The organism is Bradyrhizobium rifense (assembly GCF_008123425.1).
Taxonomy (GTDB): domain Bacteria; phylum Pseudomonadota; class Alphaproteobacteria; order Rhizobiales; family Xanthobacteraceae; genus Bradyrhizobium; species Bradyrhizobium rifense.
Map to the genome: position 1 here is coordinate 19,983 of NZ_VSSS01000060.1, position 19,526 is coordinate 39,508.

Sequence of the window (19,526 nt, forward strand, 5' to 3'; positions counted from 1 at the left end):
TGAGCGGGGCCTATGACTTTGCCAGTAAGCGAGCATATGATTTCCCGCCGACCAGCTGGGCACCTTGGAATACCTGAGATCGAGCTGATGATGAAGGTTCTTCTGATCGAAGACGACGGCGGAACGGCCGAGGAGATCGTGGCCGAGCTGAGCGAGCTCGGGTTTGAGGTCGAGTGGGCGTCGGACGGAATTGACGGCCTCGACAAGGCCCGTGCGCTGCAGCCTGATGTCCTGATCGTCGATCGCATGCTACCCGGTATGGACGGGCTTACAATCATCGAGGCGTTGCGCAAGGAGCAGGTTAGCACCCCAGTCCTAGTGCTGAGCGCGCTCGGCGCCGTCGACGATCGGGTGCGGGGCTTACGGAGCGGTGGCGATGATTATCTCACGAAGCCCTTTGCGGTCGTGGAGCTCATAGCGAGAATAGAGGCCCTGCTTCGTCGTCCTGCCGACAGCCGTGGGACGACGTTGCGGGTTGGTCCTCTTGAGCTCGATCTGATCGAGCGTACCGCCAGGCGCGGCGAACGGGAGATCGATCTGCTGCCACGCGAATTCCGCCTCCTCGAATACATGATGCGGCGAAGTGATCAATTGCTGACGCGTGCGATGTTGCTCGAAGAGGTCTGGAACTACAAGTTCGTCCCGGCCACAACCAATCTGGTCGACGTGCATATGGGCCGGCTGCGGCACAAGGTCGACGGCGCTGGGGAACTCCAGTTGATTCACAATGTCAGGGGCTCCGGGTTCATTCTGCGAGCGCAGCAATAGGCGCCGCCAGCGCCGTCGTCTGGCGATCGAATGAGGTCCGAACAGCAACCGGCGGGATCGATGCGCCAGCTCCAATTGATACGCTCGAACACCTTCCGCTGGGCCTCGGCGGTCGCGGCCGTATTCGCCATATTCATGATCGCGATGTTCGGTTTCATCTACTGGAAGATTGACGGCTATCTGATCACGCGATCCGATCGCATGATCGCCCAACAGCTCAATTTCATTGCGGTCCTGCCGCAGGACCGCCGCGTTGATGCAATATCGGACCATCTCAGCCAGGATTCCCGAGGCGTCCAGTATGCGGGATTGTTTGATTCTGCCGGTAATCGGCTTGCTGGCAATCTCGCACGGATGCCGCAGGACTTCCGGGTCGACGGAGCGTCGCAAGCTGCGAGGGTCGCGCCAGTTGGTCAATTGCAGGGTGGTGATCCGCTGATTCGGGCGGTAGGCAGGCGTCTGGAAAACGGCGACGTCCTCGTCATGGGACGGAACGTCGACGAGACCGGCGAGATATCGAGGGTCGTGGGGCAAGCCCTCATGCTGGGGCTGCTGCCGGCGCTCTGCGTTTGCTTGTTGGCCGGTGCCTGGTTGAGCGTACGTTCCCAAAGGCGGGTCGAGGAGGTCAATCAGCGGGTTCAGCGCATCATCGCCGGTGATCTGCGTGAGCGTCTTCCGCATCGCAATGTCAACGATCCGTTCTCCAGACTCGCCGTGATCGTCAACGGCATGCTCGATGAAATGGAGACGATGATCAATGCGCTGGCCGGCGTTGGCAACGATATCGCGCACGATCTGCGAACTCCGCTGACACGGGCCCGATTGTCTCTGGAGCGCGGGCGTACGCACGCAATCACCGTGGAGCAACTTCAGGCCGTGGCGGACAAGGCGATCGGAGGCATCGATCAGTCGCTCGCGATCGTCACCGCGCTGCTGCGACTGACGGAGATTGAGAACAGCCGGCGTTCAGCCGGGTTCGGCAATGTTGCGCTTCATGAGATCCTGCGGGAGGTATGCGACGTTTACGAGCCGATTGCGGAGGACAAGAGCATCGAGCTTGGCGCGGATATCGGCCGCAAGCTGCACGTCTGGGGTGACCGGGATCTGCTCTTCGAGGCTGTGGCAAATCTCGTCGACAATGCCATCAAGTTCACGCCGGTCGGCGGAAAAGTCGGCCTGGACCTCTTGCGGGGTGACAGGGAAACCATCGTGCGCGTGACCGATACGGGGCCGGGAATCAGCGAACAGGATCGTGAAGTCGTGCTGCGACGATTTTACCGTTCCGACAAGATGCGCAACACACCGGGTGTCGGGCTCGGACTTAGCCTGGTGGCGGCGATCATCAAGCTGCATGGCTTCCGGCTGGTCGTCCATCCCGGTCCCGGGGGGCGCATCGAGATCGCCTGCCCTGACAAGGCCAATGGAGCGAACCTGCCGCAGGGATGATCGAGACGCTGGGCAGATCCGGCGCTACCGTCCGGCTTTGCCGAAAAGCAGGTCTGATTGGGAAGCGCCGGCCGGGCGGCCAATCACGATCGTGCGGTGATTGAGCGCCTGGTGACAGGAGTTGCAGGCCTCGCTGAGCTCGTCATAGGCCTTGCCAAAATCCGCATCATCTTTCCGATCGATCGCAACCTTCAGGTCCTCGAACGGCTGCCTGGTGACGGACTCGATCATGTCTGGAAGCGGGGTATTCTGCTCCATCGGATGCGCCCGTCCGAGTCGGCCGAAAGCGCCGCGGAGATTGCCCAACTCGTATGCGGCAAAATCCCAGTCACCGGCCTGTTCGGCGCGCCATATTCGCTCGTGCCTGGGTTGAATCGTGCCAATCATCATGTCGCTGATGCTTGGCAGGTACATTGTCGGTTGTGCGGAGGATGCGCCTGTCGCGTCGGCATGCGCGCCGGGCGGGCTCACAAAGACGGTTGTCAGCAGGATCACGACGGCAGCCGACAGCAAGCCAAGTGCCAGCGAACTCCTCGAGATGGCAGAGTAAGGACCGAGGTTCATGGCGGCTGTTCCGAACTGAGTGGCACCGGTGCCATCAACGGACGCTTACCGGACGTGGTCGGCTTCAGCATCCATTTGAGCGGCTCGTGCGCGACGGCCTTACTGAGCCTGTGACGACGAGACGGCACAAGCGACGGGGAGGTGGCCAGAAGTCACTAACGGGCTTCCCGCGAGCCATGTGCGTGTGATCTCGAAGCCAAGGCTGGCAGCGGCGAAGCTGTCAAGATTTGGAACCACATCCAAGCGGTCATGAGAGGTAGGAGGATCATCTGCTCGCCTCGCGGATTGCCATTGCTCGAACCAGAATTGGGCATCGAGAAGGCCAGCCTTTTCGCAATTGCACGATGATGAGCGCGTGGTGTCATGGCCCATAATTGCAACGCCGCTTCTCGGACTAAGAAGAGCTGTCCGGCGGCTAGATTGTCGCGCCCTCGCCGGTTCCCGGTGTTGAATGCTGGGGAAATGGCGTCGCACTCAGAACGAAGCCGGCGCCGCGCACGTTCCGGATGAGTGGTGTCTCATTGGGGCCGTCCACTTTGCGGCGCAGCTTGCTCATGTAAACGTCGACGAGATTGGTCTGCGGGACGAATTTGTAGCTCCAGACCTCCGTCAGGAGAGTGGCCCGCGTGAGCAGCGTGTCGGAGTGCTGCATCAAGTACTTGAGCAGCTGAAATTCGCGCGGTCTCAAATCGACTCTGCGGTCACCGCGTTTCGCTGTTCGGTCGAGGAGGTCGAGCTCAAGCAATCCCACTCGCAGCATAGTATCGGTTGATGTGGGAGTGTAAGCCGAATGGTCCGAGTTCGACGCCAATCCGGCGCCCGTGCGCGCTTGTTTCGACGGCGCGTGATGTTTCGGCAGCGAGACGCCCAACCTGTCAATCAGCCTCACGACAACGGTCGACAGGAGCGAATGAAGATCCGCCTCCTCGGTGACAAAACGGGGCTGCAATTCTGCGAGTATATCGGCGATGAGGAATCGTGCGGGCTCCGAGAGGCCGTCGATGACCGGCGGAGTCCCTTCATTCCGCGGCCTCGACGCAGCTCGTGGTGGCGGAACAGAGTGATGATGCCGGCCGCGAGCCGATGGAAAATGTCTCGACCTCGGCTGCATGAGGAGTGCCTCGACACCAGTGAACGTCGGCTCCTCGCAGTCGGGCTTGTTGCGGATCGTGGCGTGAGTGCTCATGCGATGTCCTTTTCCGCTGCTCATGGCCGGCAAGTTTTTTACGAAACCGCGATACGGCTTTCGAGTAGCCGAATTGCGCTGTTGCAGTGCTCTGCATAGCAGTCGTGACTGCAGTAGGTGAGGTGTGTCCCGAATTCCCGCAGGTAACCTGGGGAGATCGGCTTCTCGCACATCACGCAGACAGGTTGAGCGCAGGGCACTCGACCATTGACCAGGATGAATCTCATGTCGCGCTATCCCATGAAATGAAGTGCTTTCAGGCCGCGCGAGACCAGGACAACCACTTGCGGGTGGCCTCCTGACGGGCTTTGAACCGCTCGAGGCACCGTTTGGAACAGAGCGCAGTTTTCCAGCTACGGTGTCGGATCAGGCCAAATCGGCCATTGCAGATCGGGCAGCGCTTGGCGGCGGCGTCATGACGATGTTGAGAGTTGTTGCACATCTATGCCTCCTCTTCGTATCGCGTGGATAACGGTTGCTCAGGCTCGTTAATCGACTGATGGCGAGGCTAAGAGGAAACGAATGCAGCCTCAATCATGCGCGGGTAACCGTCCGATATTCAGAAAGGATCGGAAGTATATGCGCGGGGATAAGATGCCTTTCCCGTCGCGTCCACTGATGCGTGGCATTGTTGAATGCGCGGGCAATAGTGTTCGAGGGCCGCATGTCCGGCCAATTGCCGCGCAAGCCGACCAAAGATTCTTGGCTTTTCGGGATCTGGGTGGTCGCCGCGGACCAGCGGGCGCGCGACAATGGCCCCGCGCGTCCGGCAAAAGAGGCGGACGGCTTCCCGCCGAGGACAGGGGAAGCGACGCGAAGCCGTCCGCTTGGCAGACAGGCGGTCCGCGCCAGGGAGGAAACGCGGCCATGCTGCTTTCCGTAAGATTAGGCTCGGCAATCGGCGTTGCAATTAAACGGAGGTTTAGACGGGTAACCCCGCGGTTGGGGTGGATTGCCATCGCGATATCACCCTGGGTCGACGCGGAATTTGGCCGGACTCCTTCGCTGAAATGTACTAATATTCGCTTGCCGGGAGACCCGAATGCGCAGGAACGCCGCGCAGCCAGATCATGGAATTCCAGAAGGCGGCCGGAGCGTTCGATCTTCTGCAAGATGCTGTCCGGATCAACTGGAGCGGGACGAGCAGGCGGAATGACAAGATCTGATGTTTCCCGACCGTGGTCGACCTCGTTCGCTACTGCGTTTGCGCTCTCGGTCTCGTCCGTTGGCGCTGCAATCATCGCTGCCGAGTTCCTGACACGTTTATTGAATGCCGAGGCCATCGTATCTTCGCTGCTTTGCGCGGTCATTTTCGGCGCCTGGTTCGGGGGGCTCGGCCCCGCGTTGTTAGCAGTCGTTCTCGGCGTATTGGCCTTTCATTGCTACCTTGCGCCACCGAGCAGTGCGTCGCTCTGGAAACACGATCTGTTCGTCACAACCGTTCCCGGAGAGGTGCCTCGCCAAGTTCTCTTCTTCATCACAGCCACCGTCGTAGCAATTGTCATCTCGGCGCAGAGGAAGACGGCAAATGATCTCCAACGTTCGGGCAATGACCTGCTAGTGGCGATTGAAGATCAAGCGCGGACTGAAGCCGCGCTGCGACGCAGCGAAACGTATTTGAACGCGGCGCAGAAGCTGAGTGCAACCGGAAGCTTTTGCTGGGATGTCAAAAGCGGAGATCTTGTCTGGACCGACGAGACCTTTCGAATCTTTGGATGTGATCGCACGACGGAGCCGACCATCGCGTCTATCGTTCAGCGGACCCATCCGGAAGATCGCGCTGCTGTGCAAAGGATCATCGATCGCGCCTCTCGAGACGGCGAAGAGTTCGACTTTGAGCACCGCTTGCAGATGCCGGATGGCACGGTGAAGTATGTTCGTGCTGTCGCTCAGGCCGAGAAGGGAGCATCGGGAGGTGTCGAGTTCGTCGGCGCCGTGACGGATGTCACGGCCGCAAGGGAAACGGAACAGAAGCTTCGACGCAGCGAAACCTACTTGGCCGAAGCCCAACGTCTGAGCCGGACGAGCAGCTGGGCCTGGGATGCCCGCCTTGAAGAGTTCGTGTATCGGTCCCAGGAGGTATACAACCTGTTTGGACTTGATCCGAAAAGCGACACCGTGTCTCCGCAGCCCTTCTACGATCGGATACTGCCGGGGGACAGGGAGCGGGTCATCGAAAGGGTGCACCAGGCGGTTCGAGGGAAAGCAGACTTCGAAGTCGATTTTCGCATCGCACTCCCGGGCGGATCGATCCGACACATACATTCCGTGGGACATCCGTTCCTCGGAGAGGACGGCGAAGTGGAGCAGCTGGTTGGTACGCATGTCGACGTCACCGAGCAGTACCTCGCCAAAGAAAAGCTGCAGACAGCGTTTGACGAAATCAAGAGATCGGAAGATCGCCTTCGACTGGTCGTCGATACGATCCCGGCGCTGGTTTGGCGCTCCACCCCGGAAGGCATCCCCGACTTCCTCAATCAAACGGCCCTCGACTACACCGGCCTCGCCCTCGACCAAGCCGAGACCGGCTGGCCACGTGCCTTTCACCCTGAAGACAAGAAGGGTATGTTGCAGAAATGGAGTGCGATACGAGCCTCCGGTACGCCAGGCGAGCTCGAAGCGCGGCTCAGGCGGTACGACGGTGAATATCGCTGGTTCCTGTTCCGCGCCGTGCCGCTGCGCGACGAGTCCGGCGACATCGCAAAATGGTACGGCTCGTCGACCGATATCGAGGACCGCAAGCGAGCCGAGGAACAATTGCGGCGAAGTGAGTCCAAACTGATCGAAGCCCAGCGGGTGAGTCAAACCGGCAGCTTTTTCTGGAATATCTCCACCGGCGAGCGCGTAGGTTCCGAGGAATTATTCAGAATTCTTGGATATGACCCGTCGCATGTTCTCACGTTCAAAATGATCCTAGAGCGCGTTCATCCGGAAGATCGCGCGCTCGTGGCGCAGGCACGCGAGCGCGCGCTGCGCGGGTGCCAGGATCTCGATTACGAGCACCGATTCCTGATGCCCGATGGGTCGGTGAAGTTTGCCCGTGTTGTCGCCCACGTTGGTAGAAATCGCGCCGGAGAGTTGGAGTACGTTGGCGCCGTGGTCGACGTCACCGAGACCAAACGAGCCGAGGAAAAGCTGCAGAAGGCACAGATGGAACTCGCGCATGTGACGCGCGTGACGATGCTGGGCGAAATGACGGCGTCGATCTCGCACGAGGTGAACCAGCCGCTGGCCGCCGTCGTCAATGCCGCCAGCGCCTGCCTGCGTTGGCTCGATGGAGCAACGCCAAATCTGGACGAGGCGCGCCGAGCTGCCGAATGGATTATTAAGGAAGGGAACAGGGCGGCCGAAGTGATCCGACGCGTTCGCAATCTCGCGAAGAATGCCGAGCCGCAAAAGGAGCTGCTCGATATCAACGGCATCATCGACGAGGTGATCGGGTTGGTGCAGCGCGAACTAACCACGCGCCAGGTTGGCTGGAGGCTGGAGCTGGCGCCGGCCCTTCCCGTTGTTCTGGCCGATCGTGTTCAACTGCAGCAGGTGATCATCAATCTGGTCATGAACGGTGTTGAAGCAATGCAGCCGATCGTGGGCCGGGCGCATGAGCTAGTCATCCGGTCCTATCAGGACGAAGCACGAAGGGTCGTGGTCGACGTCACCGACTCGGGCGTTGGAATAGCCGCCGACAGTGCCGATAGATTGTTCAATGCATTTTTCACGACCAAGTCCGGTGGAATGGGCATGGGACTTTCGATCTGCCGCTCGATCATCGAGGCTCACGGCGGACGGTTGGCGGCTGCTAACAATGCCGGCCCGGGCGCAAGATTCCAATTCACGTTACCAACGTATCAGGAGGAGGCTGCGTGACCGGTAGCTCCAGATCGCAACGCGACCCCGCAGCCGCGCCCGAGCATGTCGTGTTTATCGTCGATGACGATGTGGCGATGCGCGAAACCCTAGGCAGCCTCTTCCGGTCCGTGGGGCTGCGCGTGGAGCTCTTCGGCTCCGCCCGCGAGTTCGCGCAGATCAAGATGCCTAATGCCGCAAGTTGCCTGGTGCTCGATATCAGGCTGCCGGGGGTCAGCGGCCTCGACTTCCAGGCCGAATTGGCGGAGGCCGGCATTCGCGTCCCGATCATCTTCATGACGGGGCACGGCGATATCCCGATGTCGGTCCAGGCCATGAAGGCTGGAGCCATCGACTTCCTGGCCAAACCGTTTCGCGACCAGGAGATGCTGGATGCGGTCGCCAGAGCGCTCGATCGGGATCAGAAACGACGCGACAGCGAGATGGCTATTGCAGAAATCCAGGTTCGGCTCGACTCGCTGACATCACGCGAGCGAGAGGTGATGGCGTTTGTCGTCGAAGGTTTGATGAACAAGCAGGCCGCGGCAAAACTGGGAGTTAGTGAAATTACGGTCAAGGTCCATCGTGCCAACATGATGCGAAAAATGAGGGCGCGATCGGTCGTCGACCTGGTGGGAATGGCGGACGCGCTCGGAATCCGGCGCCCAAAAGCCTGAAGGCTGGAATATATACTCGGGTATCGTATTACGATCTTGATCAATGGTGCAATCTGAAGTCGCCGTGACGGGAGCGTTCCAGACCCTGTCTCCGCACCAAGGAAAGATCGTTGTGTCGAAGCCCCCACTTATCGCCATCATTGACGACGACGAATCCGTGCGCGTCACGACCGACAGCCTGGTGAGGTCGCTCGGATATGTCGTGCGTACATTTGCGTCGGCCGAGGAGTTCCTGAGGTCGGAGCGTGTCGACGACTTCGCGTGCGTCATCACGGATGTCCAGATGCCGGGTATGAGCGGTGTCCAATTGCAGGATCACTTGCGCGCCCAGGGGAGTCGCGTTCCTTTCATTTTCTTCACCGCGTTTCCTGATGAGAAGACCCGCGCGCAGGCGCTTGCAGCCGGGGCGATCTGCTACTTGACCAAGCCATTCGACGGCGAAGGGCTTATCAGGTGTTTCGATGCGGCGCTGAAGATGCGTGACGGTGGAGCCGAAGACTAAGATCTCTCTGTCGTGCCCCCGCAGCGGCGTCGCCGGACGTAACGCAGAAAAGTGCACCGAGATTTGCGAGAGAATGACGATACCTTGGTAGCAGTTATCCCAACAAAAGAGTCTATTCGATCGAAACGACGGTAGAATGGCGCGCCGCTTAGCTACGGCTATTTTCTATCGTAGGTACTGGGCTCTCGACGGACGTGCAGAGGGCTCGAATCGATCCGCTTGCCGCCGATTGTCGCTCGCAAGCAGGCAGAGGTGATCATGCTCATTTCACTTGTCGCTGGTCTCCGCTGGGCCCGGCGGACCTTAAGAAGTCATGAACCGATCATGTTGATCAAGGACCATTTTCCGATGCTGCGGGCCTTGTTTCGCGTTGCCCGATATATGGTTGATCGGGCCGTTGCATCTGGACTTGAGGTGCTTGCCGAAGACTGCGAGCGCCTGAGCAGGTCTCGCCTGCTGATCCGGCTGATGTCTCAACCTTGCGGAGTGATGCGGCGTGAAGGTGCCGAGAGATGAGTTGATCAGCGTGCTTGCCCGGACGCGCGGTTCGAGGCCGCTGCGTCCGCCGGCCGAATCGTGAGTTGGGCCGCGGCGGAAAAAGCGCGGGAACGCATGAGAACCGTTGCAACGAGACCCGTAATGCCGGAGGCGGCCAGGATCATTGCCACGATGATGAACTGGTAGATGCCCGCATAGACCGGGCTGGCGCCGGAAACCACCATGCCGGCCATCACTCCCGGGATCCACACCAGCCCCAGCGACTTCATCATGTCGAGCCGGGGCAGAAGGCTTGCATAGACGGCACTCTGAAGGTAGGGCGCAACGATAACGGTTGGCTCCGCGCCCAGCGACAGGCCCGCCTCGATCTGGCCGACATGGGCCAGCAGCTCGGCCCGGAGACGCTCGATTGCCTGCGCGCACGCATTCATCGCGTTGGCGATGATCATGCTGCCGACCGGGACGAGCATTGAAATGTCCGGCTGAAGACTGCGGGTCGCCAGCATCACGGCGATAACGGTGCCTGCACCCACGGCAATCGACCAGAAACAGAGTGGAAGTGCACCGGCCATTCCCTTGAGGCGTTGCGCCGCCGTGATCGCTGCGGCGATTGCCATCATGAACAGGATGAGGCAACCGATCAGCAGGCGTCCGTGCAGCAGCAGGGCCAGTACCAGGCCGACCAGAACCATTTGCACGAGGCCGCGCGCCATCGAGACGACCGCCTCGCGCTCCACATGCACGGATTGCCAGCGACACAGCGCGACGACGGCCGCGCACAGCGCGATCGCCCCGCCGGCCTGCGCAAGGCCGGTCAACACGTCGTTGCCGATACTGTTCTGGAGTTCAGCCAGCATGCAGAACCTGCTCCGTGGGGCCGATCGCGGCCAGCCGGCCCGCTTGCATGACTATCGTCCGCCCCGCGAGCCGCTCCGCCTGGGCGTGATTGTGAGTGACGATGAGGCACGTCATTCGCCGTTCCCTGACGATGCCAAGAATGAGTTCCTCGATGCCGCGCACTGACGCCTCGTCGAGGGCGGAGGTCGGCTCATCCAGCAACAGCACCTCGGGATCGTTCGCAAGGGTCCGCGCCAGCGCGACGCGTTGCGCTTCGCCGCCGGAGAGGTTGCTGACGTCGCGATCGGCAAGTCCGGGCAAGCCGACGCGCTCCAGGAGACCCTCGATTTGCGCCGGCGCCAGCATCTTGCCGCGTTGGTGTGGCCCAAACGCAATGTTGGCGGCGATGGTCCCTGGGAGAAGATAGGCCGTCTGCATCACCATGCCAACCCGGCGCCGCAATTCCCGCGGGGTGATGGAACGGTAATCCTGCGACTTGAGCAGGACGGTTCCGGACGTAGGCTCGTCGAGACGATTGAGCAGCCGTAGGAACGATGACTTTCCGGCCCCGCTCGGTCCAACGATGGCGAGTATCTCGCCAGCCAATACCTGCACACTGACGTCCTGAACGAGAACGCGCCCAGCCACCTCCCGTGACAGATGTCTGGTTTCGAGGTCGGTGATTGCGGCAGTAGGCTCGGGCTCGATTATGGCCAGAGGAGAGGCGTCCGCTACTGTTCTGATGTCATTCGCGACACCGTTCGGCCTTGTTGTCACGGAATGTACTCTCGACAGGCGCCACTACGAAAAGCCGGGGGAGGTCCAACAACCACGAGACGGGGGATAGCCCGGGTCGCATAGGTCGGCTCAGAATAATATCATCATAGATGGCGAACACGAGACGTCTAGGCCGCACGTTTGGGAGTATACGGTCCAATCACGCATTTGTAGCCCTGTAACTTCCACTGGCTGTAAGGGCCATGCGAGAGCCAATCGGCGATTCCGGTCTGGGCATTGGTCTCGCATGCGCTCATGGTGATGCCGGATTGCTCGCTATTGGTGACGACCTTTTCCAGGCAGAGCGCTCCGTTGCAGAGAATTGCCACCAGTGTAATCAACATTCTCGCCTCCAGGATGATTGCAAAACAGCTCGATCAGAATTTCTGCAGCACGTCGGCCGGGAAGGTGGCATCGTCGGGTTGGCCGCTATCGTCTGTCCAAATGCACTCGACCTGGTCGTCCTTGACCGCGGAGACGGTCATCATCGGTCCTCCAGATCGCAACCTGACGAGCTCGCCCCGCTCGAATTGGACTATCGCGTCGCCCTTCGGAGATAAAGGTGCAGTGGAGGCGAGTGCGGGACACGACGCTCCGATTGCAAGAAACAGCATGGTAACAGCGATGCGTCGTTTGGTTCGCGGAGACATGTCAAGCTCCATCCGTCCTGATTTCGAGATAGGCGCTCGCCGCGCCGATCCGACTAAATTCGATGACAGGGGTTATCCCACGAGGGGCGAGGCGGGCCTGTTCCCAGGCCGTCTCGACCACACGTCGGTCCGGTCGCTACGAGGCGGGCTTGGGCGTAGCCGAGACTCCAGCCGATGAGACGCGCCACACCGCGTTGCCGACGTCGTCGGCAATCAGCAGTGCGCCACTGCGATCCACGGCGAGGCCGACAGGCCGGCCATGGGTGTGGTTGTTGGCATCGAGGAAGCCAGTGACGACGTCCTGGGCTGGGCCGGAAGGTTTGCCATCCCTGAAGGGGACAAAGACCACCTTGTAGCCGTTGAGGGGAGTTCGATCCCAGCTGCCGTGCTCTCCGACGAAGGCGCCGCTCTGATAGTTCGCAGGAAGATTATGGCCGGAGGACATGGCAAATCCCAGGGGAGCCACGTGGGAGCTGAGCGCGTAGTCCGGCACGATCGCTTTCGCGACCAGATCGGGCCGTTGCGGCTGAACGCGCGGATCGAGATGCTGGCCGTAATAGCTGTACGGCCAGCCGTAAAACCCGCCATCCTGCACTGAGGTGAGATAGTCCGGCACCAGGTCGGGTCCGATCTCGTCGCGTTCGTTGGCAATCGCCCACAGCTTGCCGGTCGTCGGCTCCCACTGTAACCCCGTCGGGTTCCGCGTCCCGCTGGCAAAGATGCGGTGAGCGCCGGTGGTGCGATCGACCTCCCAGATGGCGGCGCGTTCGTACTCGGCTTGTATGCCGTTTTCCGCAATATTGCTGTTCGATCCGACGCCGACATAAAGCTTGGATCCGTCTGGGCTCGCCAGAAGGCTCTTCGTCCAATGGTGATCGATCGGTCCACCCGGCAGATCGGTCAGCTTGGTCCCTTTGGCGGTGATGCTGGTCTGCCCGTCCTGATACGGATAGCGCATGATCGCATCCGTATTCGCAACGTAGAGATCGTGTCCAACCAGCGCGACGCCGAACGGAGAATTGAGGTGATCCAGAAACACCGTCCGTACGTCGGGAATGCCATCGCCATTGGTGTCGCGGAGCAGCGTGATCCGGTTGGCGTCTTTCGCCTTGGCGCCGGCGAGCGTCTCTACCACGCCGGTGACCAGATCCTTGGGACGGAAGATCGGCGCCTTTGGACCGTTGCTCTCGACGACCAGCACGTCGCCATTCGGCAGAACGTAAACCGATCGCGGGTGCTGCAGCCCTGTGGCAAGCGCCTGGATCTTTAGCCCCTGCGGGACCTTGGGTGTCTCGGACCCCCAGCCCACAGGTGTCGCAATGCGGATCGGCGGCAGCAGGTATTGATGCAGTTGCGGCAGCACGGGATTGGCGCCGATCTGCAGTTTCGGATCACCTCCGGCATCGTTGCAGCCGGCCAGACCCAATCCGGCGACAGCGGCCATGATGGCAGCAACTCGGGGCAAGCTCGTCTTGACTGGGGTCATGCCTTTGCTCCGATACGATAGCGACGGGTCAACGTCCAGCCGGGGGAGATCGCGAAAAGCAGAACGACGAGAACGACACCCGAGAGGGTTAGCCCCGTGGGAACGACCGCGGTATAGCCGTCCCGGCTATGGACAAGGACATTGAGAACGGACAGCACGACCGCGGCCGCGTAGGCAAGTGCGTGGATCCATGCTGGTCTTTGGTTACGAAAGAGATCGACTACCGCGGCCAGCGCGACGAGCGCAGCCATGATCAATCCCCCAGCGATCAGCCAGACGGAAAACCGGTACCACATCACCTCGGCGGTCCTCCAATAGGCCAGGTCGGTCGCGAATGCCGCCGCAAAGTAAGCCACCGGGAATGGCACCAGGATCTGGTGAATAGGTCGTCTGAGTGCACCGGCCCGTGGCCGATTGGCGAGACCAGTACTTTCCGGCTTAGTCATGCTCGTACGCTCCGTGCATTTAGTTCGCTGTCCACTAGCCCAGAATGACGATTCACGCGGCCCTATCGGCCTGGTTGGGCTTCCATCCGATATCGTCGTCCACCACCGAATGATCTTTCGAATTCGCACGCAGCAGGGCGAACCGATTGCCTAGAAGCGCTGTCGTGCGATCAAGAAAATGCGATCGCGTTACGAAAACATCAGTCGGGAGGCAAGGCTATCTAAACGGGTACGGTACCTGGAAGGAGCAGCAATGATCGGCAATGGTCCGCTTCAGCAGCGTGCGAAGCTTCTCTGGCGCGGTGGAAACCCCACGCCTTCATCGAGATATGTGGCGGAGGAGAGGGCGATTGCGCTCACCTTTGGCGGATCTACCAACGCAGTGATGATGGCCACCCCGGCCGATCTGGAGGATTTCGGAGTTGGCTTTGCCCTGACGGAAGGGATCATCGAGCAGGCGGACGAGATTGCCAGCATCGAGATCGTGGAGAGCAACCTCGGGATCGAGGTTCAAATGTGGCTGGCCCGATATCGGGCGGACGAACTCTCGGCGCGCCGCCGGGCCATGACCGGTCCGGTCGGCTGCGGATTATGCGGCATCGAAAGCCTGGAGCAGGCCTGTCCCACGCCGCGGCATGTATCAAGCACGGCGACCTTTCGCGCGCGCGACCTGTTGAACGCCATGAGCACGCTGGCGCCCTTGCAAGAGCTCAATCAGAAGACACGGGGCGTGCACGCCGCCGCTTTCTGGCAACCGAACAAAGGCATAGGTCTGGTGCGGGAGGATGTCGGCCGTCACAACGCACTCGACAAGCTCGCCGGTGCGCTCATGCGAGAGAACATGGTGCGGGCAGGCGGTGCGGTCCTTCTGACAAGCCGCGTTTCGGTTGAAATGGTGCAGAAAACCGCGCGAATCGGCGCTCCTGTGCTCGTCGCGGTGTCGGCACCGACCTCGCTTGCAGTTGAGACAGCTGAGCAGGCGGGCATCACGCTGATCGCGGTCGCCCGTGCGGATGGATATGAGATCTTTACCCATCCCGATCGCCTCATCTTTTCCGACTGTCCGACTATCGCAGCGTGAAGGCTGCTCGCGTACGTGGGATTATGCCGTCGCTTCGGCCGGATCCTGCGTGCAAATGCGCAAAAAACCCATTCGCTCCGGAAAGGCTGCGGCGAAGCGACGCCTACCTGCACCACGGCGGGATCAACGCGAGGCCCGTGAGGGGAAAGGATAGCTCACATGGATGCAACGGCGCTTCTGCTGTCGCGGATACAGTTCGGCTTCACCATTTCATTTCACATCATCTTCCCGGCCTTCACGATCGGTCTTGCGGCCTGGTTGACCGTCCTCGAAGCAATGCACATGCGAACGGGTCGTCCCGTCTATCAGGCGCTATTCGAATTCTGGCTCAAGATCTTCGGCGTCGCCTTCGGCATGGGCGTCGTTTCGGGCGTCGTCATGGGATTCCAGTTCGGGACGAACTGGAGTGTTCTGGCGAAGATGTCGGGACCTATCCAAGGTCCGCTTCTCTCCTACGAGACCTTCACGGCGTTCATGCTGGAAGCCAGCTTCTTCGGCGTCCTCGTGTTCGGACGCAAGCGAGTGCCGCCATGGTTCTATTTGTTCTCCACCGCGATGGTGTCGCTCGGGACCACGTTGTCCGCCTTCTGGATCATGGTCAACAACAGTTGGATGCAGGTGCCGGTCGGCTACGTCCTCCAGAACGGCTACTTCGTGCCGGACGATTGGACGAAGATCATCTTCAATTCGGTCGTATGGTCGCGCTTTCCGCACATGCTGCTGGCGGCCTATCTCACGGGGACATTCTGCGTTGCCGCGACCGGTGCATGGTACGTGCTGCGTGGCGACAATTACGCAGAGTCCAGGGTGATGCTGCGGATGGGACTGTTCCTCGCAGCGCTCCTGATCCCCGCGCAGCTCGTGTTCGGCCATCTGGTCGGCGACTACGTTCACGACTACCAGCCGGCAAAGTTCGCGGCCATCGAGGGGCGCTGGCATGACGAGCGGCCTGCGAGCGAAGTGCTGATCGGGCTGCCAGATCCAGCGACTGAAAGCAACAAGTACGAGATCAAGGTACCGATTCTCGGAAGCGTCATCGCCAGCTCGAGCCTGACCTCGCAAGAAGTGGGCCTGGCCGATTTCGCGCCGCAGGATCGCCCGCCGGTGCTGATACCGTTCGTGACGTTCCGCATCATGGTCGGCTGCGGGCTGATCATGCTCGCGATCGCGTGGTTCGGATCCTATCTGAGCATCAAGCGGCGCCTGCGCCGGAACCGCCTCATGCTCTGGGCAATCTTTCTCAGTTTCCCGCTTCCGTTCATCGCCATTCTCACCGGCTGGTATGTTGCCGAGGTCGGGCGACAGCCCTGGGCGATCTACGGATTGCTGCGGACGGCGGACGCCGTGACGCCGTTCCTAACAGCTCCGGCGGCGTTGACCTCGCTCTTGCTGTTCGGAGCGGTTTATCTCTTCATCTTCTCGTTCGGCACATTCTACATCTATCGGCTCTTGCGCACCGGTCCGACGCGCCTCGTCGTCGAGCCGCCGCACGGCGCCTCTCCAAACCGCCCGATGTCGCTCGCCGACCCCGAACTCATTCAGAGCGCAGGAGAATAGAGATGATCTTGTTCTGGGTCGCTCTTCTTGCCATCAGCATATCGATATATCTGCTGCTCGACGGATTCGATCTCGGGGTCGGCATGTTGTTCGCTCTCGCCCGCAGCGAGGCGGATCGCGACACGATGCTCGACACTGTCGCCCCGGTCTGGGACGGCAATGAGACCTGGCTGGTCGTTGCAGGCGTGATCCTGTGGGGCGCCTTTCCTCTTGTCTATGCCACGTTGCTGTCGGCCTTCTATCTGCCGGTCATCATCATGCTGCTTGGGCTGATCCTGCGCGGCGTTGCCTTCGAGTTTCGCCATAGGGCGGCACCGAAGTTTCGCTGGATCTGGGACGTGAGCTTCGTGGGCGGGTCGTTCGCCGCGAGCTTCATGCAAGGCGTGACTGTCGGAGCCCTGGTGCAGGGCCTGAAGTTCGCCGACGGGGTCTATGTCGGCGGCGTTTTGGGCTGGCTGAGCCCGTTCTCGCTGTTGTGCGGCATCGGGTTGTGTCTGGGCTACGCTCTTTTGGGCGCCAGCTGGCTGGTGCAAAAGTGCGAGTCGGGCGTCCGTGATACGGCTCGTCGCCAGATACCTGGGCTGGCGCTCGCCGTCCTGGCGTTCCTGATCATCGTCTTCGCGCACGCCCTGATCGAGAACCTTCCGATCATGCATCGCTGGCTCGACAGGCCCTATCTGTTTGTATTTCCAGCCGTCGGCGCCGTGGCCGCGGTCGTACTGGCCACCAGCATCCTCCATCACAACGATCGTTGGCCGTTCGCCGCTGTCGCCGTCATCTTCGTCGCGGCGTTTGGAACGCTGGCACTTTCCTTCTGGCCTTACATGATCCCGTTTGCCATCACGATCGACGAGGCGGCGGCGCCTCACGCCAGTCTCGCTTTCATGTTCTGGGGCGAGGGCCTCTTTGTCTTCCCCTTGATGGTGCTGTATGTCGCGATCGGGTATCGGGTGTTCAGAGGCAAGGTGGGGGGCACGGCGGGACATCATTGATTACGGCGAGATCTTCTCTAGTGATCCGCTCTCGCAATTGTGCACGGTCAATCAGCATTTGCTGCCTACCTACATTTTGGACCATGTGACCACTGATACATGGATGCGAATTGTGAAATCGCTTTCGTTGAAGCGGATGAACCGAAAATGATCAAAGATGCCGATAGATCTGTTTATCACCTGGATCGTAATGTTTGGGGCTCTCACCAGTTTGGCCGTGTTATCCCGGTGAACGTCGGCTCTCGCGCTCATGCTCTCCACTCGGGGCCTCGAGCGTTGGCTGAGGTCGAACAAATCAGCGGCGTGACAACGACTTTCCCTCAGTTTCCGGGCTAATTGTTCTGTGTGTACCCATCCGTCAGGGTCTGCATGAACGCAACCAACGCGTCCTCTTCCTGATCGGACAAGCCCAGATTTCCGGTCTTGCTCTTGTTCATGTTGTCGGCGCTTTCGGGCGCCGGCCAACAGCCGGTCCCTTCGCGGGGGTCGTGAGGTGCGCAGCGCGGCAACACGTCGCGCGTGTTGTAGAAATGGACAATCTGCTTCAGGTTTTTGAAGTAGCCATTGTGGCCAAAGGCCTTCACGAAATCAGGCGACGGTCGCTTGTCAACATTGCGCAGCGTGGGGACTCGGAAGCGCCCTCGATTGTCCGACGACAGTGCCTTCCAGCGCGCATCAACGGCAGATGGTTGGCTGAGCGGATGACCACCGGAGAGAAAAGCTCCGACGCCGCCATCCACGAATGATGAACCGTTCTTGTTGGCGACGTAGCCGCGCGCGTCAGGCAGGCCCTCAGAATAGTAGGGAAGCTGCGGATTGGCGGGCGTACCGATGTTGCTCGCGGTGAAGTCCGTGAAGAGCGGGTCTTCGCCGGGACCGCCGTCACGGTGACATTCGTTGCACCGGCCCTTGCCGCGGAAGGCTTCGTAACCTTGTTGCTCCTGTGGGGTGAACTGCGCCTTTCCCGCGAGCACAGCGTCGTACTTCGAGGTGAACGCCGTGACTTCATGCGAGGCTTCGTACCCGGCGATCGATTGCGCCATCTGGTCGAACGTCGTGGCCGCGCGGCCGCGATCGACAGGGCTCAGATGCATCGGCGCAGGATCGCCGGGAGCCGGTGGGCCGGGGGTATTGCAGACGTCTTCAGCGTTTACCGGCCAATCGAGCGCAAAGGCCTGTGCACCCCAGACGGCTTCGAACAGGCCGCGATAAGGCCGTTGCGAAGCGCGGTACACGGAGCACGCAATGTCGGGCAGGCCCATCTCTGTCGGATTGATGGGGGGACCTTCGGCTTGCTCGGCCGCAGGATTGCCGAGGCGACGACCGGTCGCACGCATGTCCCAGAAGTTACCTCCAACGAGATCGCCCTGCGCCTCGTTGTAGTGCAGCACCGGAGCGAGCGGCGCATAAGTGTGCGTCTGAGGCTTCCGTTCGCTGAACCGCGTCCGAACCGATCCGGGATATGAGCCGGTGGTCCGGTTTAGTTCGGAAATTGGTCCCGTAAATCCCGTTTCGGGCATGTGGCAGAACGCGCAAGCTTCGTTGCGATTGACCGAGAGCTCCTTGTCGAAAAGCATCAGTTTTCCGAGCAGTTCGATCTGCTGCACCTGGTTATCCGGAACGGAGGTGAGTTGCTTCAAAGTGTCCGCTTCGATGCGGTCTATTTCGGCTTCGACCCGGGCGATCTCGGCGAGGGCCGCCGGCGATAACGGTGCGACGCTCTCGTGCGCGGGCAGAGTTGCTGCCGCCAGGAAGACTGCGGCACCTATTCCAGCCGAAACCGCCAATCCCGTGTGCAACAATCTCATGGCAGAACCCCTTAGCCTTGATCAAATTCCCTTGGTCGTTTCGCGTGCGACTGTATCGGTTTGCGTGCGTCAGCACTCGTTCGCTTGCGTGCGAAATCAGGCTGAAGAATGGAATTTCCCGGCTCGAAGGCCGCCTTGAAGTTTGAGCTGGTCAGCACGTATCTGCCGTGCGACTTCGCGAAAGTCTGCTGGAGGCAACCGGAAGACGTGCAGAGCTGCTGCGGCGATCACATCGAAGCAAGGAATAGTCCAGCCGGACAACGTGCGAATTGTTGTCGTAAGTTGCGAAATAGTGCCTGGCCTCGGCAACGGGACACGACGGCCCGCCTTATCTCCTGCGACAGCTGTTCGATGCGTTCGGCACTGAAAGGGGGATCAACCGGCGCAACAGGGGTCCCGTTTGCT

At 60.6% G+C, this 19,526-nt stretch carries 18 protein-coding genes; 9 read left to right on the forward strand and 9 right to left on the reverse strand.

Going from position 1 to position 19,526, the window contains the following annotated elements:
- Window positions 1–87 precede the first annotated feature (87 nt).
- Together FXB40_RS35130 and FXB40_RS35135 are read left to right on the forward strand one after the other, a co-directional pair.
- Entirely contained in the window at window positions 88–768 is a 681-nt protein-coding gene (locus tag FXB40_RS35130; protein WP_148776865.1) for a response regulator transcription factor, read from the forward strand.
- 60 nt (window positions 769–828) lie between these two features.
- Window positions 829–2,214, forward strand: a complete 1,386-nt coding sequence (locus FXB40_RS35135) for a sensor histidine kinase (RefSeq protein ID WP_148776866.1) — start codon at window positions 829–831, stop codon at window positions 2,212–2,214.
- A 24-nt stretch (window positions 2,215–2,238) separates the two neighbouring features.
- Here the strand turns inward: FXB40_RS35135 and FXB40_RS35140 are convergent, their stop codons facing one another.
- Complete coding sequence (locus tag FXB40_RS35140) at window positions 2,239–2,778, reverse strand: cytochrome family protein (RefSeq protein ID WP_246208166.1); 540 nt, start codon at window positions 2,776–2,778, stop codon at window positions 2,239–2,241.
- Between the two features lie 415 nt (window positions 2,779–3,193).
- Window positions 3,194–3,964 (reverse strand): winged helix-turn-helix domain-containing protein, encoded by a 771-nt coding sequence (locus FXB40_RS35145; RefSeq protein ID WP_246208168.1) that lies wholly within the window; start codon window positions 3,962–3,964, stop codon window positions 3,194–3,196.
- A 1,152-nt stretch (window positions 3,965–5,116) separates the two neighbouring features.
- On the opposite strand from FXB40_RS35145, the gene FXB40_RS35160 reads away from it, so the two are divergent.
- The 4 genes from FXB40_RS35160 to FXB40_RS35175 all read left to right on the forward strand — a co-directional run bounded on the left by FXB40_RS35160 (window position 5,117) and on the right by FXB40_RS35175 (window position 9,505).
- On the forward strand, window positions 5,117–7,831 hold the full coding sequence (locus FXB40_RS35160; RefSeq protein ID WP_187437360.1) for a PAS domain-containing protein: 2,715 nt from the start codon (window positions 5,117–5,119) through the stop codon (window positions 7,829–7,831).
- Window positions 7,828–8,487 (forward strand): response regulator transcription factor, encoded by a 660-nt coding sequence (locus FXB40_RS35165; RefSeq protein WP_148776870.1) that lies wholly within the window; start codon window positions 7,828–7,830, stop codon window positions 8,485–8,487. Before FXB40_RS35160 ends, FXB40_RS35165 begins: the two co-directional genes overlap by 4 nt.
- 43 nt (window positions 8,488–8,530) lie before the next feature.
- Window positions 8,531–8,989, forward strand: coding sequence for a response regulator transcription factor (locus FXB40_RS35170; protein ID WP_148776871.1), 459 nt, complete (start codon window positions 8,531–8,533; stop codon window positions 8,987–8,989).
- 324 nt (window positions 8,990–9,313) lie between these two features.
- Window positions 9,314–9,505: a hypothetical protein gene (locus FXB40_RS35175; RefSeq protein ID WP_148776872.1), complete on the forward strand. Its 192-nt coding sequence runs from the start codon at window positions 9,314–9,316 to the stop codon at window positions 9,503–9,505.
- Between the two features lie 5 nt (window positions 9,506–9,510).
- Here the strand turns inward: FXB40_RS35175 and FXB40_RS35180 are convergent, their stop codons facing one another.
- From FXB40_RS35180 to FXB40_RS35205, 6 genes are all read right to left on the reverse strand, one after another.
- The gene (locus FXB40_RS35180) at window positions 9,511–10,344 is read right to left on the reverse strand and encodes an ABC transporter permease (protein ID WP_148776873.1); all 834 of its coding nucleotides are present in this window, start codon (window positions 10,342–10,344) and stop codon (window positions 9,511–9,513) included.
- Entirely contained in the window at window positions 10,334–11,101 is a 768-nt protein-coding gene (locus FXB40_RS35185) for an ABC transporter ATP-binding protein (RefSeq protein WP_246208169.1), read from the reverse strand. The genes FXB40_RS35180 and FXB40_RS35185 overlap by 11 nt, the downstream gene beginning before the upstream one ends.
- 128 nt (window positions 11,102–11,229) lie before the next feature.
- Window positions 11,230–11,445, reverse strand: a complete 216-nt coding sequence (locus tag FXB40_RS35190; protein WP_148776874.1) for a hypothetical protein — start codon at window positions 11,443–11,445, stop codon at window positions 11,230–11,232.
- 33 nt (window positions 11,446–11,478) lie between these two features.
- Window positions 11,479–11,763 (reverse strand): YodC family protein, encoded by a 285-nt coding sequence (locus tag FXB40_RS49980; RefSeq protein WP_148776875.1) that lies wholly within the window; start codon window positions 11,761–11,763, stop codon window positions 11,479–11,481.
- A 124-nt stretch (window positions 11,764–11,887) separates the two neighbouring features.
- Window positions 11,888–13,237, reverse strand: coding sequence for a PQQ-dependent sugar dehydrogenase (locus tag FXB40_RS35200; protein WP_148776876.1), 1,350 nt, complete (start codon window positions 13,235–13,237; stop codon window positions 11,888–11,890).
- On the reverse strand, window positions 13,234–13,683 hold the full coding sequence (locus FXB40_RS35205; RefSeq protein ID WP_148776877.1) for a DUF2231 domain-containing protein: 450 nt from the start codon (window positions 13,681–13,683) through the stop codon (window positions 13,234–13,236). Before FXB40_RS35205 ends, FXB40_RS35200 begins: the two co-directional genes overlap by 4 nt.
- 253 nt (window positions 13,684–13,936) lie before the next feature.
- Here FXB40_RS35205 and fdhD point away from each other — a divergent pair, with 253 nt between their 5' ends.
- The 3 genes from fdhD to cydB all read left to right on the forward strand — a co-directional run bounded on the left by fdhD (window position 13,937) and on the right by cydB (window position 17,313).
- Window positions 13,937–14,764 (forward strand): formate dehydrogenase accessory sulfurtransferase FdhD, encoded by an 828-nt coding sequence (fdhD, locus tag FXB40_RS35210; protein ID WP_148776878.1) that lies wholly within the window; start codon window positions 13,937–13,939, stop codon window positions 14,762–14,764.
- A gap of 159 nt (window positions 14,765–14,923) precedes the next feature.
- Window positions 14,924–16,321, forward strand: a complete 1,398-nt coding sequence (locus tag FXB40_RS35215) for a cytochrome ubiquinol oxidase subunit I (protein WP_148776879.1) — start codon at window positions 14,924–14,926, stop codon at window positions 16,319–16,321.
- A gap of 2 nt (window positions 16,322–16,323) precedes the next feature.
- Window positions 16,324–17,313, forward strand: a complete 990-nt coding sequence (cydB, locus tag FXB40_RS35220) for a cytochrome d ubiquinol oxidase subunit II (RefSeq protein WP_148776880.1) — start codon at window positions 16,324–16,326, stop codon at window positions 17,311–17,313.
- Between the two features lie 332 nt (window positions 17,314–17,645).
- Here cydB and FXB40_RS35225 read toward each other — a convergent pair whose 3' ends face one another.
- Entirely contained in the window at window positions 17,646–19,100 is a 1,455-nt protein-coding gene (locus tag FXB40_RS35225; protein ID WP_210352212.1) for a cytochrome-c peroxidase, read from the reverse strand.
- Window positions 19,101–19,526 lie beyond the last annotated feature (426 nt).

Excerpts from the sequence above, each read along its gene's own strand:
- FXB40_RS35135 (WP_148776866.1), top strand. The coding sequence starts at position 829 with ATGCGCCAGCTCCAATTGATACGCTCGAACACCTTCCGCTGGGCCTCG.
- FXB40_RS35140 (WP_246208166.1), bottom strand. The coding sequence starts at position 2,778 with ATGAACCTCGGTCCTTACTCTGCCATCTCGAGGAGTTCGCTGGCACTT.
- cydB (WP_148776880.1), top strand. The coding sequence starts at position 16,324 with ATGATCTTGTTCTGGGTCGCTCTTCTTGCCATCAGCATATCGATATAT.
- FXB40_RS35200 (WP_148776876.1), bottom strand. The coding sequence starts at position 13,237 with ATGACCCCAGTCAAGACGAGCTTGCCCCGAGTTGCTGCCATCATGGCC.
- FXB40_RS49980 (WP_148776875.1), bottom strand. The coding sequence starts at position 11,763 with ATGGAGCTTGACATGTCTCCGCGAACCAAACGACGCATCGCTGTTACC.
- FXB40_RS35130 (WP_148776865.1), top strand. The coding sequence starts at position 88 with ATGATGAAGGTTCTTCTGATCGAAGACGACGGCGGAACGGCCGAGGAG.
- FXB40_RS35160 (WP_187437360.1), top strand. The coding sequence starts at position 5,117 with ATGACAAGATCTGATGTTTCCCGACCGTGGTCGACCTCGTTCGCTACT.
- FXB40_RS35175 (WP_148776872.1), top strand. The coding sequence starts at position 9,314 with ATGTTGATCAAGGACCATTTTCCGATGCTGCGGGCCTTGTTTCGCGTT.
- FXB40_RS35215 (WP_148776879.1), top strand. The coding sequence starts at position 14,924 with ATGGATGCAACGGCGCTTCTGCTGTCGCGGATACAGTTCGGCTTCACC.
- FXB40_RS35190 (WP_148776874.1), bottom strand. The coding sequence starts at position 11,445 with ATGTTGATTACACTGGTGGCAATTCTCTGCAACGGAGCGCTCTGCCTG.
- FXB40_RS35145 (WP_246208168.1), bottom strand. The coding sequence starts at position 3,964 with ATGAGCACTCACGCCACGATCCGCAACAAGCCCGACTGCGAGGAGCCG.
- fdhD (WP_148776878.1), top strand. The coding sequence starts at position 13,937 with ATGATCGGCAATGGTCCGCTTCAGCAGCGTGCGAAGCTTCTCTGGCGC.
- FXB40_RS35180 (WP_148776873.1), bottom strand. The coding sequence starts at position 10,344 with ATGCTGGCTGAACTCCAGAACAGTATCGGCAACGACGTGTTGACCGGC.
- FXB40_RS35205 (WP_148776877.1), bottom strand. The coding sequence starts at position 13,683 with ATGACTAAGCCGGAAAGTACTGGTCTCGCCAATCGGCCACGGGCCGGT.
- FXB40_RS35170 (WP_148776871.1), top strand. The coding sequence starts at position 8,531 with ATGGTGCAATCTGAAGTCGCCGTGACGGGAGCGTTCCAGACCCTGTCT.